Annotated in this window: 18 protein-coding genes and 1 pseudogene; 12 read left to right on the top strand and 7 right to left on the bottom strand. The window is 65.6% G+C overall.

The window, feature by feature from the left end:
* The first annotated feature begins 57 nt into the window (after positions 1-57).
* Positions 58-960 (top strand): acetylglutamate kinase, encoded by a 903-nt coding sequence (argB, locus tag ACGI6K_RS00540; protein ID WP_012698978.1) that lies wholly within the window; start codon positions 58-60, stop codon positions 958-960.
* Positions 961-1048: 88 nt separating this feature from the next.
* Here argB and ACGI6K_RS00535 read toward each other — a convergent pair.
* Both ACGI6K_RS00535 and pyrE read right to left on the bottom strand, forming a co-directional pair.
* Positions 1049-1372: pseudogene (locus ACGI6K_RS00535) on the bottom strand (DUF3360 family protein); the annotation flags it as partial.
* Between the two features lie 237 nt (positions 1373-1609).
* Entirely contained in the window at positions 1610-2251 is a 642-nt protein-coding gene (gene pyrE / locus ACGI6K_RS00530; protein WP_376943023.1) for an orotate phosphoribosyltransferase, read from the bottom strand.
* Between the two features lie 80 nt (positions 2252-2331).
* On the opposite strand from pyrE, the gene ACGI6K_RS00525 reads away from it, so the two are divergent.
* The gene (locus ACGI6K_RS00525; protein WP_376943021.1) at positions 2332-3111 is read left to right on the top strand and encodes an exodeoxyribonuclease III; all 780 of its coding nucleotides are present in this window, start codon (positions 2332-2334) and stop codon (positions 3109-3111) included.
* Between the two features lie 41 nt (positions 3112-3152).
* Here the strand turns inward: ACGI6K_RS00525 and ACGI6K_RS00520 are convergent, their stop codons facing one another.
* The gene (locus ACGI6K_RS00520; protein WP_376943019.1) at positions 3153-3521 is read right to left on the bottom strand and encodes a DUF4870 domain-containing protein; all 369 of its coding nucleotides are present in this window, start codon (positions 3519-3521) and stop codon (positions 3153-3155) included.
* Positions 3522-3540: 19 nt separating this feature from the next.
* On the bottom strand, positions 3541-4260 hold the full coding sequence (gene rph, locus ACGI6K_RS00515; RefSeq protein WP_376943017.1) for a ribonuclease PH: 720 nt from the start codon (positions 4258-4260) through the stop codon (positions 3541-3543).
* 142 nt (positions 4261-4402) lie between these two features.
* Between rph and ACGI6K_RS00510 the strand changes: the two genes are divergently transcribed.
* Together ACGI6K_RS00510 and gmk are read left to right on the top strand one after the other, a co-directional pair.
* A complete protein-coding gene (locus ACGI6K_RS00510; protein WP_376943015.1) occupies positions 4403-5266 on the top strand; it encodes a YicC/YloC family endoribonuclease in 864 nt (287 codons plus the stop codon).
* Positions 5267-5304: 38 nt separating this feature from the next.
* On the top strand, positions 5305-5922 hold the full coding sequence (gene gmk / locus ACGI6K_RS00505; RefSeq protein ID WP_376943013.1) for a guanylate kinase: 618 nt from the start codon (positions 5305-5307) through the stop codon (positions 5920-5922).
* A gap of 53 nt (positions 5923-5975) precedes the next feature.
* Here gmk and ACGI6K_RS00500 read toward each other — a convergent pair whose 3' ends face one another.
* A complete protein-coding gene (locus ACGI6K_RS00500) occupies positions 5976-6752 on the bottom strand; it encodes a hypothetical protein (RefSeq protein ID WP_376943011.1) in 777 nt (258 codons plus the stop codon).
* Between the two features lie 374 nt (positions 6753-7126).
* Between ACGI6K_RS00500 and rpoZ the strand changes: the two genes are divergently transcribed.
* From rpoZ to ACGI6K_RS00460, 8 genes are all read left to right on the top strand, one after another.
* A complete protein-coding gene (gene rpoZ / locus ACGI6K_RS00495) occupies positions 7127-7390 on the top strand; it encodes a DNA-directed RNA polymerase subunit omega (RefSeq protein WP_376943009.1) in 264 nt (87 codons plus the stop codon).
* A gap of 60 nt (positions 7391-7450) precedes the next feature.
* The gene (spoT, locus tag ACGI6K_RS00490; RefSeq protein ID WP_376943007.1) at positions 7451-9559 is read left to right on the top strand and encodes a bifunctional GTP diphosphokinase/guanosine-3',5'-bis pyrophosphate 3'-pyrophosphohydrolase; all 2109 of its coding nucleotides are present in this window, start codon (positions 7451-7453) and stop codon (positions 9557-9559) included.
* A gap of 44 nt (positions 9560-9603) precedes the next feature.
* Positions 9604-9987, top strand: a complete 384-nt coding sequence (locus ACGI6K_RS00485; protein ID WP_376943005.1) for a RidA family protein — start codon at positions 9604-9606, stop codon at positions 9985-9987.
* A 299-nt stretch (positions 9988-10286) separates the two neighbouring features.
* Complete coding sequence (locus ACGI6K_RS00480; protein WP_376943003.1) at positions 10287-10577, top strand: NifU family protein; 291 nt, start codon at positions 10287-10289, stop codon at positions 10575-10577.
* A 49-nt stretch (positions 10578-10626) separates the two neighbouring features.
* Positions 10627-12195, top strand: coding sequence for a vanadium-dependent nitrogenase transcriptional regulator VnfA1 (gene vnfA1 / locus ACGI6K_RS00475; RefSeq protein ID WP_376943001.1), 1569 nt, complete (start codon positions 10627-10629; stop codon positions 12193-12195).
* Between the two features lie 227 nt (positions 12196-12422).
* A complete protein-coding gene (gene nifE / locus ACGI6K_RS00470; RefSeq protein ID WP_376942999.1) occupies positions 12423-13832 on the top strand; it encodes a nitrogenase iron-molybdenum cofactor biosynthesis protein NifE in 1410 nt (469 codons plus the stop codon).
* 1 nt (position 13833) lies between these two features.
* Positions 13834-15216 (top strand): nitrogenase iron-molybdenum cofactor biosynthesis protein NifN, encoded by a 1383-nt coding sequence (gene nifN, locus ACGI6K_RS00465; RefSeq protein WP_376942997.1) that lies wholly within the window; start codon positions 13834-13836, stop codon positions 15214-15216.
* On the top strand, positions 15213-15761 hold the full coding sequence (locus ACGI6K_RS00460; RefSeq protein ID WP_376942995.1) for a NifB/NifX family molybdenum-iron cluster-binding protein: 549 nt from the start codon (positions 15213-15215) through the stop codon (positions 15759-15761). Before nifN ends, ACGI6K_RS00460 begins: the two co-directional genes overlap by 4 nt.
* 27 nt (positions 15762-15788) lie before the next feature.
* Here the strand turns inward: ACGI6K_RS00460 and ACGI6K_RS00455 are convergent, their stop codons facing one another.
* Together ACGI6K_RS00455 and ACGI6K_RS00450 are read right to left on the bottom strand one after the other, a co-directional pair.
* A complete protein-coding gene (locus tag ACGI6K_RS00455; RefSeq protein WP_376942993.1) occupies positions 15789-16307 on the bottom strand; it encodes an aspartate carbamoyltransferase in 519 nt (172 codons plus the stop codon).
* A gap of 96 nt (positions 16308-16403) precedes the next feature.
* A complete protein-coding gene (locus ACGI6K_RS00450) occupies positions 16404-16676 on the bottom strand; it encodes a MoaD/ThiS family protein (protein ID WP_376942991.1) in 273 nt (90 codons plus the stop codon).
* Between the last annotated feature and the right edge of the window lie 16 nt (positions 16677-16692).

Genomic DNA, 16692 nt, shown 5'->3' with positions numbered 1-16692 from the left:
GGGCGGCAGCCGATGTTCATTTTCCCCCATCCCAGTCTCTGTCCAGCGGAGTTCAGCATGACCCTCAGCCGTGATGCCGCCATCCAGGTCGCCCAGGTTCTCTCCGAAGCACTGCCCTACATCCGCCGCTTCGTCGGCAAGACCCTGGTGATCAAGTACGGCGGCAACGCCATGGAGAGCGACGAACTGAAGACCGGCTTCGCCCGCGACATCGTGCTGATGAAGGCGGTCGGCATCCACCCGGTGGTGGTGCACGGCGGCGGCCCACAGATCGGCGACCTGCTCAAGCGCCTGTCCATCGAAAGCCGCTTCGTCGATGGCATGCGCGTCACCGATGCGCAGACCATGGACGTGGTGGAAATGGTCCTCGGCGGCCAGGTGAACAAGGACATCGTCAACCTGATCAACCGCCACGGCGGCAGCGCCATCGGTCTGACCGGTAAGGACGCCGGCCTGATCCGCGCGAAGAAGCTCAAGGTCACCCGCCAGACCCCGGAAATGACCCAGCCGGAAATCATCGACATCGGCCAGGTCGGCGAAGTCGAGTCGGTCAACACCGAGCTGTTGAACATGCTGGTGCAGGGCGACTTCATTCCGGTGATCGCGCCGATCGGCGTCGGCGCCGACGGCGAGTCCTACAACATCAACGCCGATCTGGTCGCCGGCAAGGTCGCCGAGGCGCTCAAGGCCGAGAAGCTGATGCTGCTGACCAATATCGCCGGCCTGATGGACAAGGAAGGCCGGGTGCTCACCGGGCTGTCCACCGAGCAGGTCGACGCTCTGATCGCCGACGGCACCATCTATGGCGGCATGCTGCCGAAGATCCGCTGCGCCCTCGATGCCGTCCAGGGCGGGGTGACCAGTGCGCACATCATCGACGGCCGGGTACCCAACGCGGTACTGCTGGAGATCTTCACCGACACCGGCGTCGGCACCCTGATCACCAACCGCCAGGGCTGATGCGGACGCCGGCCGCATCCAAGATGCAGAAGGGGGAGCTAGGCTTCCCCTTCTTCGTTGCGGACACCGTCCAGCCGCTGCAGGCGCCTTACAGCAGTGCCGGAATGCCCGGAACTGCCGATGACCTCCAGGCTGCCGGTCAGCAGCCAGAACACGCAGGCCGGGATGACCCAGGGTGCACGGCCCCCATTGCCTGGCCGCGCGCCTTGTCACCGCTCAGCCCGAGATTGTCCAGCAGCATGGTCAGCGACCAGCCGAAGGCCGGGTTCACCAGCACCTAGGAGAAGATCACCACGGCGGCGGACCGGGAAGTCTTGCCCTCGCGGGTCATCTGCATGCCGGCCTCCAGCAGTGGCAGGTAGACGCCGACCAGCAGCGCCACGCTCGACACCAGCGGCCATATCGACAGGTCCTGACACCGAGCGACGGATCGGTCGACGATTCGAATCGGATGGTCGAAGCGACGAGACGGCGTCGATGGATCGCGAGGTAAGGAGCCGGCAACACAATACCGGGGCCGCAGCGCCGACTATCAGCCAACCGAACCGGCTCGACGGGCCTCCAGCGGCCCCGGACAGACATGTCGATTCGGAAAGTGGAATTCGGCGCGGTTATCGGCACCCCGGCGGGGTCCAGCCATCAGCTATGATCATATGCCGTATTGCGCACGATAGGCTTCCACGGCGCTCAGATGGCGCTTGAGCTGCGCATCTTCCGCCAGGTACTCCAGCACATCGGAAAGGGAAGCGATGCTGACCACCGGCATGGCGAAGTCGCGCTCGACTTCCTGGATCGCCGACAGCACGCCCTGGCCGCGTTCCTGGCGGTTCAGCGCGATCAGCACGCCGGCCGCCTGGGCGCCTTGCCCCTGGATGATCTGCATCACCTCGCGGATCGCCGTGCCGGCGGTGATCACGTCGTCGACGATCAGTACCCGCCCGCTCAGCGGTGCGCCGACCAGGCTGCCACCCTCGCCGTGGTCCTTGGCTTCCTTGCGGTTGAAGCCCCAGGGCAAGTCGAGTCCATGGTGCTCGGCCAGCGCCACCGCGGTCGCCGCAGCCAGCGGGATGCCCTTGTAGGCCGGCCCGAACAGCACGTCGAAGGCAATGCCGCTATCGACCAGGGCCGAGGCATAGAAACGGCCCAGCCGCGCCAGCGCCAGCCCGCTGTCGAACAAGCCGGCGTTGAAGAAATAAGGGCTGGTCCGTCCCGACTTGAGGGTGAACTCGCCGAAGCGCAGCACACCGCGCTCGATGGCGAAACGAATGAATTCGCGCTGGTAGGTCTGCATGAAAAGTCCCGATAGGCATGGATTTAGCTATATGCTCCGAGGTCGGGTATCATACACGCTGGTTTTTTTGGGGGCCATGTATGCGGATCATCAGTGTAAACGTCAATGGTATCCAGGCTGCCGTCGAGCGTGGCCTGCTCAGCTGGCTGCAAGCCCAGAATGCCGACGTGATCTGCCTGCAGGATACCCGCGCCTCCGCCTTCGAACTGGACGATCCGACCTACCAGTTGGACGGCTACTTTCTCTATGCCAGCGAGGCGGAAGTCCCCAGCCAGGGAGGCGTCGCACTCTATTCGCGGCTGCAACCCAAGGCAGTGATCGGTGGCCTCGGCTTCGAGACGGCCGACCGTTACGGGCGCTATCTGCAAGCGGACTTCGACAAGGTCAGCATCGCCACCCTGCTGCTTCCTTCCGGACAAGGCGGCGACGAGAACCTGAACCAGAAGTTCAAGTTCATGGACGACTTCGCCCGTTATCTGGAGAAGCAACGGCGCAAGCGCCGCGAATACATCTATTGCGGCTCGCTGTACGTGGCGCACCAGAAGCAGGACGTGAAGAACTGGCGCGACTGCCAGCAGTTACCCGGCTTCCTAGCGCCGGAGCGCGCCTGGATGGACCAGATCATCGGCCACATGGGCTACGTGGATGCCCTGCGGGAAACCAACCGCGAGGGTGACCTCTATAGCTGGTGGCCGGACAGCGAACAGGCGGAGATGCTCAACCTCGGCTGGCGCTTCGACTACCAGTTGCTGACCCCAGGCATGCGCCGCTTCGTGCGCAACGCCCGCCTGCCCAGGCAGCCGCGCTTCTCCCAGCATGCTCCGCTGATCGTCGACTACGACTGGCTGCTGAGCCTGTAGGCGACGCAGCTCCGGAAGAAGCCGGCTCTTCCCCCTCCCGCTCACTTCACCAGACGCAGGCAAAAGGGGTAGCGCCAGGCCTCTCCGGCGTTGGCCCGAACGCCGGCGATGACCACCAGCACCAGGGCCGTCAGGTTGACCAGCACCATCAGCGGAAAACCGATGAAGATCCAGGCGAGCACACCGCAGAGCATCGTCAGGATGCTGTAGGTGATCTGGAAGTTGAGTGCCTCCTTGCCATGCCAGTCGACGAAGGGGTCGCGCTCCTTCTGCAATTGCCAGACGATCAGCGGCCCCAGCACATTGCCGATCAGCGGCGCCACGAACCAGAAGAAAGCCGCGTAATGGCAGAGCATCGCCCAGCGGCGGGCCTGGGGATCGGGCAAGGGGAAGAGCGGCGGCGAAGACATGCGAACTCCCGGCGAAAAGTCAGTCGGCCAGCACGGCGCGTTGCAGCTCGAACAGCTCGCGGATGCCCTGGGTGGCCAGGGCTAACATGGCGTTCAGCTCTTCCGGCTGGAAAGGCTCGCCCTCGGCGGTGCCCTGCACCTCGATGAAACCGCCGGCGTCGGTCATCACCACGTTGAGGTCGGTCTCGGCATCGGAGTCCTCGGGATAGTCGAGATCCAGGATCGGCTCGCCCTGGTAGATGCCCACGGAAACCGCCGCGACCATCTGCTTCAGGGGATCGCCCTTCAGCGCCCCGCGCTTCTTCAACACCGCCAAGGCATCGACCAGCGCCACCATGGCGCCGGTGATGGAGGCCGTGCGGGTACCGCCGTCGGCCTGGATCACGTCGCAGTCGACGTACAGGGTGTTCTCGCCCAGCTTGCTCATGTCCAGCGCGGCGCGCAGCGAACGGCCGATCAGCCGCTGGATCTCCAGGGTACGCCCGCCTTGCCGACCGCGACTGGCCTCGCGCGCCGTGCGTTCCCCGGTGGCCCGCGGCAGCATGCCATACTCGGCGGTCAGCCAGCCCTTGCCCTGGCCCTTGAGGAAACGTGGCACGCCGGCTTCGGCACTGACCGTACAGATCACCCGGGTGTCGCCGAACTCCACCAGCACCGAGCCCTCGGCATGCCGGGTGTAGTTGCGGGTGATGCGAATCGGACGCAACTGGTGGGGCGCTCGGCCACTGGGACGTTTCATCTGGGCTTACCTGTACGGTCGGAAAAAATTTGCCGGCCATTATAGGGTGCTCATCGTCAGTCGGACATGCCGATTGGGCCGCGGCGACGCACTGCGCTACAATCCGTTCCCTTTAAATACGACGATCCGAGAGGTGGACACCATGGCGCACAGCATGACTGCCTTCGCCCGCGTCGAGCGGGCCGGTGCTCACGGCACCCTGAGCTGGGAACTGCGCTCGGTCAATCATCGCTACCTCGAACCGCACCTGCGTCTGCCGGAGGCTTTCCTCGAGCTCGAGGGCGCCCTGCGCGACGCCCTGCGCCAGGGGCTTTCCCGCGGCAAGGTCGAATGCACCCTGCGCTTCGACGAAGGCAGCGCCGGACAGCCGCTGCAGATCGACCGCGAACGTGCCAGCCAACTGGTGGCCGCCGCCGAGGACATCGTCGCCCTGATCCGTCAGCCGGCCCCGATCAACCCCTTCGACGTGCTCGCCTGGCCCGGCGTGCTGGTGGCCGACGCCGCCGATCACCAGCGCCTCAGCGCCGAAGCCCTGAGCCTGTTCGACGAGGCCCTGGCTCAGCTCAAGGCTGGCCGCGCCCGGGAAGGCGCGGAATTGGCCCGGTTGCTCGAGGAACGCCTGGACGCCATGCTCCAGGAGGTCGAGAACCTGCGCCAACTGGTCCCGCAGATGCTCGCCAACCAGCGCCAGAAGATCCTCGACCGTTTCCGCGACACGCAGTTGGAACTGGACCCGCTACGCCTCGAACAGGAACTGGTGCTGCTCGCCCAGAAGAGCGACGCGGCCGAGGAACTGGATCGTCTCTGCACCCACATCGCCGAAGTCCGCCGCGTGCTCAAGGACAGCGGCACGGTCGGCCGCCGGCTGGATTTCCTAATGCAGGAGCTCAACCGCGAGGCCAACACCCTCGGCTCCAAGGCCTTCGATCCCCGCTCCACGCAGACCGCGGTCAACCTCAAGGTATTGATCGAACAGATGCGCGAGCAAGTACAGAACATCGAGTGAAGCCCCACCCCACGAGAATCCGCGCTTAGGAAACGTCCATGTCCGCCACCGGCACCCTCTACATCATTTCCGCACCTTCCGGCGCCGGCAAGACCAGCCTGGTCAAGGCTCTGATCGACGCCTTGCCACAGGTGCGGGTATCGGTCTCGCATACCACCCGCGGCATGCGCCCGGGCGAGGTCGAAGGCGTGAACTATCACTTCGTCGACCGCCCGACCTTCCTCGGCATGCTCGAGCGGGGTGAATTCCTCGAGAATGCGGAAGTCTTCGGCAACCTCTATGGCACCTCGCAACTGTGGCTGGAGCAGACCCTGGCCGAGGGCTACGACCTGATCCTGGAGATCGACTGGCAAGGCGCCCAGCAGGTCCGCAGGCTGCTGCCGCAGGCGCAATCCATCTTCATCCTGCCGCCGAGCCAGCAAGCCCTGCGCCATCGCCTGACCAACCGCGGCCAGGATAGCGACGAGATCATCGAGCGGCGCATGCGCGAAGCGGTCAGCGAGATGAGCCACTACGAGGAATACGACTACCTGGTGATCAACGACAACTTCGCCCACGCCCTCGAAGACCTGAAGTCGATCTTCCGCGCCCGCCAGTTGCAGTTGGAAGCCCAGCAGCGCCGCCACGGCGGCCTGCTCGCCGAATTGCTGGCCTGAAGCCACGCGCCTGCTCGGCCGCCGGACGGCTCAGTGCCGGTGCAAGAAGGTCTTCAACGCGGACACCAGCAGAGGATCACCCCGAGCAGGACCGTCAGCAGCCGCGTCGGCACCAAGCCGAGCAGCAGGTTGCTCAAGGCGGCGCCGAGGATCGAACCCACAGCCATCCAGACGAACGCGGCCGTTCCCGGCCGAGGATGGCAAAGGCGCCGCAGCGGCCGTAGCCGACGAGCATGGTCGGCCGGCTGACCATCAGCGATAGGCTGCCGGCCAGCTTGACGTCCACTCCGTAGAGCAGCACGATGGCCGGAATCAGCAGTTCGCCGCCAGCTACTCCCAGCAAGCAGTTCGCTGCCAGCCACTCCCAGCAGCGCCGCCACCACGCCGATGCCGAGTCCGGCAAACAGGCCGGTCAGCAGTTGCAGCGACACCGAGGCCAACAACGGGGTGCCGCCATCACGCAGGCCGAAGGCGGCCTCGGTCAACATCACCAACGCCAACCCCAACAGCATGACCATGACGACAGGCGCGATAGGCGCAGGGCGTGCCCAGCCGCCAACCAAGCTGCCGGCCAGCGGGTTCAGGGTAATGTCCAGATACCCCGTCAACTGTTCTAGGGGGATACCGCCACTGCGAAACAGCAAGGCCGCGGCAACCACCACCAGACTCATTGCCTTGTTGAAGATGACCGCCTCCAGAATTTCCAGGCGGAACAGACCTACCAGCACCGGCAGACCAAACGCCGCTTTGTCCAGGCCGATCAAGTCGCCCAGGGTGCCGATCAGCGTGCCGGCGACGAAGCCCTGGCCGCTGCGCAAAGGAGTCCGCATGGATTCAACCGCTTTCATATTGCGCACTCACCGCTATGCTTATGAATAAACAGCGGATGATTAAGCAAGAAATACGCTACCCGTCATAGGACCGAAAACGGCCTCACCAGCCCCCCCACAGCCGGCCGCAACCGACATGTTCTTTATATAGGCAGGAAAATCGCGTGCCTCGGAAGGCGCCCGGCGAGCCCGGCGCAACGCTGACTTTCCTCTCCTGCCGCTGTCGGTTTTGCGACGAGGGTGACAGCGGTTGCCAATCCGGGGCAATGACCGCGCGGCCATTTGGCCCTTCCCTTCGAAGTGGCGTTTTCCTAGACTAGTCAGTCCGCTTGTCCATTTGGCACTGCAACACTCATTTCGTCACGAGGAACACCATGGCCCGCGTTACCGTTGAAGACTGCCTGGAAAACGTCGATAACCGCTTCGAGCTGGTCATGCTCGCCAGCAAGCGCGCGCGCCAGTTGGCCACCGGCGGCAAAGAGCCGCGCCTGCCCTGGGAGAACGACAAGCCCACCGTGGTCGCCCTGCGCGAGATCGCCGCGGGTCTGGTCGACATGAACGTCATCGCCCAGGACGAGATCGTCACCGAGGAGCCGCTGTTCGCCGCCTTCGAGGAAGACAGCAGCGAGGCCCTGTAACACGATGTCAGACAGCGGTCGCAGCACGGGAACAGTGTTCGCCGGTCAGGAGGAGCGTCCTTGGCCAGCATAGACACCCTTGCCGATCGGCTCCTGACCTACCTTGCCTCGGACCAGGTCAACCTGGTCCGCCGAGCCTATTACTACGCCGAGCAGGCCCACGACGGCCAGCGTCGACGCAGCGGCGAGCCCTACGTCACTCATCCCCTCGCCGTCGCCAATATCCTCGCCGACATGCACATGGACCATCAGAGCCTGATGGCCGCGATGCTCCATGACGTGATCGAGGACACCGGCATTCCCAAGGAAGCGCTGGTCCACCAGTTCGGCGAAACCGTCGCCGAACTGGTCGACGGGGTCAGCAAACTGACCCAGATGAAGTTCGAGAACAAGGCCGAGGCGCAGGCCGAGAACTTCCAGAAGATGGCCATGGCTATGGCCCGCGACATCCGCGTGATCCTCGTCAAGCTGGCCGACCGCTTGCACAACATGCGCACCCTCGACGCCATGCCCTACGAGAAGAGCCGGCGCATCGCCAAGGAAACCCTAGAAATCTACGCGCCCATCGCCAACCGCCTGGGTATGCACAACATGCGCGTGGAATTCGAGGACCTCGGCTTCAAGGCCATGCACCCGATGCGCTCGGCACGCATCCGCCAGGCGGTGCGCAGCGCCCGTGGCAACCGCAAGGAGATCGTCACCAAGATCGAGCAGTCGCTGGTCGCCTGCCTCGAACGCGAGGGCCTCGACGGCGACGTCAAGGGGCGCGAGAAGCACCTCTACAGCATCTACAAGAAGATGCGCGGCAAGCGCAAGGCGTTCAACGAGATCATGGACGTCTACGCCTTCCGCATCGTGGTCGACAAGGTCGACACCTGCTACCGCGTGCTCGGCGCTGTGCACAACCTCTACAAGCCGCTGCCCGGCCGCTTCAAGGACTACATCGCGATTCCCAAGGCCAACGGCTACCAATCGCTGCACACCACCCTGTTCGGCATGCACGGCGTGCCCATCGAGATCCAGATCCGCACCCGCGAGATGGAGGAACTGGCCAACAACGGCATCGCCGCCCACTGGCTGTACAAGTCCGGCGACGAGGACCCGATCAAGGGCAACCACGCGCGGGCCCGGCAGTGGGTCAAGGGCGTGCTGGAGTTGCAGCAGAGCGCCGGCAACTCGCTGGAATTCATCGAGAGCGTGAAGATCGACCTGTTCCCCGACGAAGTCTACGTGTTCACGCCCAAGGGCCGCATCATGGAGTTGCAGAAGGGCTCCACCGCGGTCGACTTCGCCTACGCGGTGCACACCGACATCGGCAACAGTTGCATCGCCTGCCGCATCAACCGCCGCCTGGCGCCGCTCTCCCAGCCGCTGGAAAGCGGCTCCACGGTGGAGATCGTCACCGCTCCGGGCGCGCGGCCGAATCCGGCTTGGCTGAACTTCGTGGTCACTGCCAAGGCGCGCACCCACATCCGCCACGCCCTCAAGCAGCAGCGCCGCTCGGAATCCATCAGCCTCGGCGAGCGCCTGTTGAATAAGGTGCTCGCCGGCTTCGATGCCAGCCTCGAACAGATCGCCGCGGAGCGCATCCGCCAGGTGCTCGACGAATACCGCATGGAAGTCTTCGAGGACTTGCTGGAGGACATCGGTCTCGGCAACCGCATGGCCTACGTGGTGGCCCGACGCCTGCTGGCCGGCGAGGGCGAGGAGATCCCCAGCGCCGAAGGCCCGCTGGCGATCCGCGGTACCGAGGGCCTGGTGCTGAGCTACGCCCGCTGCTGCTCGCCGATCCCCGGCGATCCCATCGTCGGTCACCTGTCGGCGGGCAAGGGCATGGTCGTGCACCTGGAGAACTGCCGCAATATCGGCGAGATTCGCCACAACCCGGAAAAATGCATCCCGCTGACCTGGTCCAAGGACGTCAGCGGCGAATTCAACGTCGAACTGCGCATCGAACTGGAACACCAACGCGGCCTGATCGCCCTGCTCGCCGGCAGCGTCAACGCCGCGGACGGCAACATCGAGAAGATCGGCATGGACGAGCGCGACGGCCGCACCAGCGTGGTCCAACTGGTGGTCAGTGTGAAGGACCGTATCCACTTGGCCCGGGTGATCAAGAAGCTGCGCGCCCTCAAGGGCGTCATCCGCATCACCCGTGTGCGCGCCTGAGCGCCGAAGCCGCGCCGCCCGGAACATCCCCGAAGGAGCTTTCCATGAGCAAGAGCGTGATCAACAGCGACAAGGCCCCCGCCGCCATCGGCACCTACTCCCAGGCGATCAGGGCCGGCGACACCGTCTACCTGTCCGGACAGATCCCACTCGATCCCGGAACCATGGAACTGGTCGAAGGAGACTTCGAAGCCCAGACCGTGCGGGTGTTCGAGAACCTTAAGGCGGTCGTCGAGGCGGCCGGCGGCTCGTTCGCCGACATCGTCAAGCTGAACATCTTCCTCACCGACCTGGCCCACTTCGCCAAGGTCAACGAAGTCATGGGCCGCTACTTCGCGCAGCCCTACCCGGCCCGTGCCGCCATCGGCGTCGCCTCCCTGCCGCGTGGCGCGCAGGTGGAGATGGACGGCATCCTGGTCCTCGGCTGAAACCCATGGGCGGAGCTGACGCTCCGCCCTCTCCCATCGACGCCCCCGTCAGCGTTATATTTACGGATATATAGCGCTTGCCCTACACTGCCCATTGGCCCCGCCAGCCAGGAACCCGAGTCCTGGGCGGGAGAAGGATCTGTTCGCCCGCTGTCCGGCCCGTCCGGGCAGGTCATGCATTCGCCCGAATGACCTGCGCTGCCTTCGCGACGGAAGGCGGCGCATCCGACAATCCGCCCGCCGCCCTGGCGCGCCGCACGCCAGAAGTCGTTCGCGGGCACAGCCCGAGGAGGCAAGCCATGTCCAACCCGCCGCTGGATACCGAGGAAATTGCAACCGCCCTCGCGATCACGCCCATCCCCGCCGAGTCCCTGCCGCTGGTGCGCGAAACCGTCGAGCGCCTGCGCCCTGGCGTGCAGCGCGACGGGGGCGATCTGGAGCTGGTCGCCGTACAAGACAATATCGTCCGCCTGCGCCTCAAGGGCGCCTGCGTCGGCTGCGCCATGTCCGCCCAGACGCTCGGCGGCGTACGCCGCGAACTGGTCAAGGTGCTCGACAATCCCTCGGTGCGCGTACTGCCGGCCCCCTGAGTAGAGTCCCATGCGCCAGACAGAACGCCAGACAGGAGTGGTCATTCCCATGTCCAGCCTCCCCCAATACTGCGAATGCAGCCTCGGCGAGTGCCGTACGGACCTGTTGCCGCTGCTCTACGAAATGAGCCAGATCGCCACGGAAAGCGGCGATCTGTCGAGCATCATCAGCATCCTGCTGCGCCTGATGAAGCGCCACATGAAGGTGGTGCGCGGCATGGTCACCCTCTACGACCGCGATTCCGGCAGCATCGTCCTGCACGAGAGCTTCGGCCTCAGCCGCGAAGAGGCCGGCAAAGGCGTCTATCTGCTCGGCGAAGGCATCATCGGACGGGTGGTGGAAACCGGCCAGAGCATCGTGGTGCCTTGCATCCGCGACGAGCCGGCGTTCCTCAACCGCACCGGCAGCCGCGACTGCGCAAGCGACGACGCCAACCTGTCGTTCATCTGCGTGCCGATTCTGCGCGGCCGCCAGGTGATGGGCACGATCAGCGCCGAGCGTCTCTACGACAATGCCGAACTGCTCAAGCTGGACGTCGAGGTGCTGTCGATCCTGGCCACCACCACCGCCCAGGCGGTCGAACTGTACCTGGTGGAGAACGTCGAGAACGTCGCCCTGGAGGCGGAGAACCGTCGCCTGCGCAGCGCCCTGGGGGAGCGCTTCAAGCCCGCCAACATCATCGGCAATTCCAAGCCGATGCTCGAGGTCTATCAACTGATCGAGCGTGTGGTGCGTACCAGGACCACGGTGCTGATCCTCGGCGAGAGCGGCGTCGGCAAGGAGCTGGTGGCCGGCGCCATCCACTACAACAGCCCGGCGGCCAAGGGGCCGTTCGTCAAGTTCAACTGCGCCTCACTGCCCGAATCGGTCATCGAGAGCGAACTGTTCGGCCACGAGAAGGGCTCCTTCACCGGCGCCATCAGCTTGCGCAAGGGTCGCTTCGAGGAAGCCGCCGGCGGCACCATCTTCCTCGACGAGGTCGGCGAGATGTCGTTGACCACCCAGGCCAAACTGCTGCGCGTGCTGCAGGAGCGCAGCTTCGAGCGGGTCGGCGGCAACACCACCATCCACGTCGACCTGCGGGTGATCGCCGCGACCAACCGCAACCTCGTCGAGATGGTCGCCGACGGCACCTTCCGCGAGGACCTCTACTACCGCCTCAACGTCTTCCCCATCACCATCCCGCCGCTGCGCGAGCGCGGCAGCGACATCATCACCCTGGCCGACCACTTCGTCTCGCGCTTCTCCAGGGAAATGGGCATCGAGGTCAAGCGCATCTCCACCCCGGCGCTGAACATGCTGCAGAGCTACCAGTGGCCGGGCAACGTGCGCGAACTGGAAAACGTCATCGAACGCGCCATGCTGCTCAGCGAGAACGGGGTGATCCACGGCTACCATTTGCCGCCGTCGCTGCAGGCACCAGTGGTCGGCGACAGCGAGGCGCCGCCGGATGGCCTGGAGGCACGCCTCGGCGCCATCGAGTACGAACTCATCGTCGAAGCCCTCAAGCTGCACCACGGCAACATGACCGAGGCGGCCACCCACCTCGGCCTGACCCGCCGCGTGCTCGGCCTGCGCATGGGCAAATACAACCTCAACTACAAGGACTACCGCTGAGCGCGGCGTACCGCCCGCGTGAAAGTACCACCGCGTACAGGGATCGTTCGCCACGGTACGTCCCCTCCGAAAAACCTTGCCGCAACCCTTCAGGCACGCGGGTCTTGCGCGATTGGCGCGACCTTTGCTCCAGCTCCTGCAGGGGTTCGCGACGGGGCGCTCCGCCCGGCGGACCGCACCTTTCCATCCACCGCACGCGACGGGCGTCGCCCGTCCGGAGAGGGACGATGAATCAGACCGAAATCCAGAACCTGCTCGACGAGCCGGCCTGCACCCACAACACGGCGGGCAAAACCGGCTGCTCGCGTTCGCGCCCGGGAGCCACCCAGGGCGGCTGTGCCTTCGACGGCGCGCAGATCGCCATCCTGCCGATCGCCGACGCCGCGCACATCGTCCACGGTCCGATCGGCTGTGCCGGCAGTTCCTGGGACCTGCGCGGCAGCAGCTCCTCCGGCCCGCAGTTGTACCGCCTGGGCATGACCACCGAGCTGTCCGACGTCGACGTGATCATGGGCCGCGGCGAGAAAAAGCTGTTCCACGCCATTCGCCGGGCGGTCGAGCGCTACCAGCCGCAGGCGGTGTTCGTCTACGGCACCTGCGTGCCGGCGATGCAGGGCGACGACATCGAAGCGGTGGCCCGCGACGCCAGTCAGCGCTGGGGCGTGCCGGTGATTCCGGTGGACGGCGCCGGTTTCTACGGCACCAAGAGCCTGGGCAACCGCATCGCCGGCGAAACCCTCTACCGCCACGTCATAGGTACCCGCGAACCGGCGCCGCTGCCGCAAGGCGCCGTCGGCCACGGCATCACGGTACACGACGTCAACCTGATCGGCGAATACAACATCGCCGGCGAGTTCTGGCGCATCGCGCCACTGTTCGACGAACTCGGCCTGCGCATTCTCTGCACCCTGTCCGGCGACGCGCGCTTTCGCGAGGTCCAGACCATGCACCGCGCCGAAGCCAACATGGTGGTCTGCTCCAAAGCCATGCTCAACGTCGCCCGCCACCTGCGCGAGGATTACGGTACGCCGTTCTTCGAGAGCAGCTTCTACGGTATCGCCGATACCTCCCAGGCCCTGCGCGACTTCGCCAAGGCGATCGGCGACCCGTCGCTGTCGGTACGCACCGAACTGCTGATTCTGCGCGAGGAAAACAAGGCCAGGGCGGCGCTCGAACCCTGGCGCGAGCGACTGGCCGGCAAGCGCGCGCTGATCTTCTCCGGCGGCGTGAAATCCTGGTCGGTGGTTTCGGCGCTGCAGGACCTCGGCGTTGAGGTGATCGCCACCGGTACCGAGAAATCCACCGAGGAAGACCGCGCGCGCATCCGCGAGCTGATGGGGCCGAACGCCCGGATGATCGACGACAACGACCAGAGCGCGCTGATTGCCACCTGCATTGAGAGCGGCGCCGACATCCTCATCGCCGGCGGACGCTACCTGTACGCCGCGCTCAAGGCGCGCCTGGCGTTCCTCGACATCAACCACGAACGCGACTTCGGCTACGCCGGCTACGGCGGTTTCGTCGAATTGGCCCGCCAGTTGGCGCTGGCCGTGCACAGCCCGGTATGGCAGCGCGTGCGCCAGGAGCCGCGCTGGGTACGCGCCAGCACCCGGGCCGCGCTGCTGGAGGAGGCCTGACATGGCCCGGATCGTCCAGACCAACAAGCCCCTGAGCGTCAATCCGCTGCGCGTCAGCCAGCCGATGGGTGCCGCGCTGGCCTTCCTCGGCCTGTCCCGCAGCCTGCCGCTGGAACACGGCGCCCAGGGCTGCACGGCGTTCAGCAAGGTGTTCTTTACCCGCCACTTCCGCGAACCCATCCCCTTGCAGACCACCGCACTGGACATGGCCAGCACCATACTCGGCAGCGACGAGCGGCTGCAGGAAGGGCTGGCCACGGTGATCGACGGGCATCACCCGGAAGTGGTTGGGCTAATCACCACCGGTCTGGTGGAAATGCAGGGCGCCGACATCCGTCGCGGGCTGCGCAGCTTCCATGCCGGACGCTGCGAAAGCGCCAGCGTCGTCGCGGTGAACACCCCGGACACCCTCGGCGGGCTGGAAAGCGGCTACGCCCTGGCGCTGGAGGCGATCATCGAGGCGCTGGTGCCCGATAGCGTGGTGCCGGCGGCGCAGCGGGCTTGCCAAGTCAACCTACTGGCCGGATCGATGCTGACCCCGGCCGATGTCGAGGCGATCGGCGAGTGGATCGAGGGCTTCGGCCTGCAGGCGGTGATCCTGCCCGACCTGGCCGACTCCCTCGACGGTCACCTGACGCCCCAGGGCTACACCACCCTGACCACTGGCGGCACCACCCGTCAGGAAATCGCCGCCATGGGCCGTTCGGCGCTGACCCTGGTGATCGGCGACTCCCTCGGCCGTGCCGCCAACCTGCTGCAGGCGCGTACCGGAGTGCCGGACCTGCGCCTACCCGGACTAACCGCGCTGGCCGACTGCGACGCCTTCGTCCAGGCGCTCGCCGATGTCTCCAGCCGCCCGGTGCCGGCGCGCATCCTGCGCCAGCGCGAGCAACTGCTCGACGCCATGGTCGACAGCTATGTCCCGGTCGGCGGCACGCGTATCGCCATCGGTGCCGACGCCGACCAATTGGTCGCCCTCGGCCGCTTCCTCGACGACATCGGTGCCCGCCTGGTCGCAGCGGTCAGCCCTTGCCGCAGCGCGGTGCTGGAGACGCTGAACGTTGAGGAAGTGATAATCGGCGACTTCGAGGACCTGGAGGAACGCGCCCGCGAAACCTCCGCGCAATTGCTGATCGGCAACTCCCACGCCCTGCAGAGCGCCGAGCGCCTCGGCATCCCGCTGCTGCGCGCGGGTTTCCCGCAGTACGACCACTACGGCGCGGCGGCGCGCCTGTGGGTCGGCTACCGCGGCGCGCGCCAGTTGCTCTTCGAACTGGCCAACCTGTTCGCCCCCCGGGGCGCCGGCATCGCCCCCTACCACTCGCCGCTGCGCCAGGATTTCGACGGCGTGGCCGCACCTTCCGCGAGGAGCATCACTGCATGATCAAAGTCGCTTTCGCGTCCAACGACCGGGTCAACGTCAACCTGCACTTCGGCGCCGCCGACACCCTGGTGGTCTACGACATTTCGCCGGGCTACGCCGAACTGCTCGGCGTCGGCGAGTTCGTCCAGGCCAACATGAAGGGCGAGAACCGCTTCAAATCGCTGTCGGACGGGCAGACCAACATCATCGACCTGCAGCTCAGCGCCGAAGAACTGGAGCGTCTCGCCGCCAAGCCACCGGAAGACAAGGTGATCGCCAAGTTGAAATTCCTCGAAGGCTGCTCGGCGATCTACGCCGCCTCGATCGGTACTTCGTCGATCAAGCGACTGATAATGGCCGGTATCCAGCCGATCATCGTCGGTACCGGCCAGACCATCGAGGACCTGCTCAACGAGGTCAGCCTGGCCCTGCACTGCGGCGGCCTGAGCTGGGTGGAGCGAGCCAAGGCCAAGGCCGAACGCAGCGCGGCCCAGAACCCCGCCGCGCCCCACACGCCCTCCGGCAACGGCCTGCGCCTGATCACCTCCATCGAGGAGCTGGAATAGCCATTTCCGTACGGGGGCGCCGAAGGCTCAGCGCATCGAATGGCGATGCGCGGAATGGCCTTCCACGGCATCCTCCCCGTGGTCGCCGAGCTGGGCGCCGATCCAGGCATGGATCGCATGGATCAGTTCCGGCCTGCCAGCGGTGAAGCGCAGTTGCGCGCCGTCCTGGATATCGGCGTATCTCACCGACATCTCGCCCGGCGCGGCATTCCTGAGCGCCTCCAGGCCCGGCATGTCGTGGCCGTGGATGGTTTCCGGCGCGGAGAAGTCCCGCCTCGCGAACTGTTCGCCGACCTCCTGCAGATGCCGGCGGATCAGCGTCAGTTGAGCGGGGTCCGCCCCGTCCTTCAGGACGACCTTCTGGATGCCGCCGTCGGACGTTCTTTCGAAAATGTGAGTGGTCTGTGCCAGGGCAAAGGGCATTACCTGGGCACCGCGCCGGGCGACTTCCGCCTGGCGCTCGGACGAGGCCTGCGAGGCGAACGCATTACCCGCGAGACACACCGCCAGACCCAGTACCGACAAGAACTTCGACGATCTTTCCATGGAACTCAAAACAACCTCCCGTATGCATCGAATGCAGGTTCGACGCTTGCTGGACGCCCGATCCCATGACCGGGCCGATACACCCTCGGACCGGCCTCAGCCGCCGGCCATCGCCGAGACGATGAAGACTTCGTCGCGGGTATCGAGCGCCGTTTCCATGCCGTCGAGCGCCTTGATGTCCTTCCCGTTGACGAAAATCCTGATGTATTTCTTCACGCTGCCATCCGGGCCATGCAGTTGAGCACTGAATCCCGGGTAGCGCGTATCGACCTCCCGCAGCAGCGCGCTGACGGAGCCTGCCCCGACTTCCAGTCTGGACAGGTCCTCGACGGACTTTCTGAAGGGCGCGGGCACGAAAAGGGTCGGCATTGTCTTTCTCCTGGAG

It is taken from the genome of Azorhizophilus paspali (assembly GCF_043587585.2).
In the GTDB taxonomy this organism is placed as follows: Bacteria; Pseudomonadota; Gammaproteobacteria; order Pseudomonadales; family Pseudomonadaceae; genus Azotobacter; species Azotobacter paspali.
The sequence above is the reverse complement of the archived record's forward strand: the minus strand, read 5'-3'. Positions and strand labels throughout refer to the sequence as shown.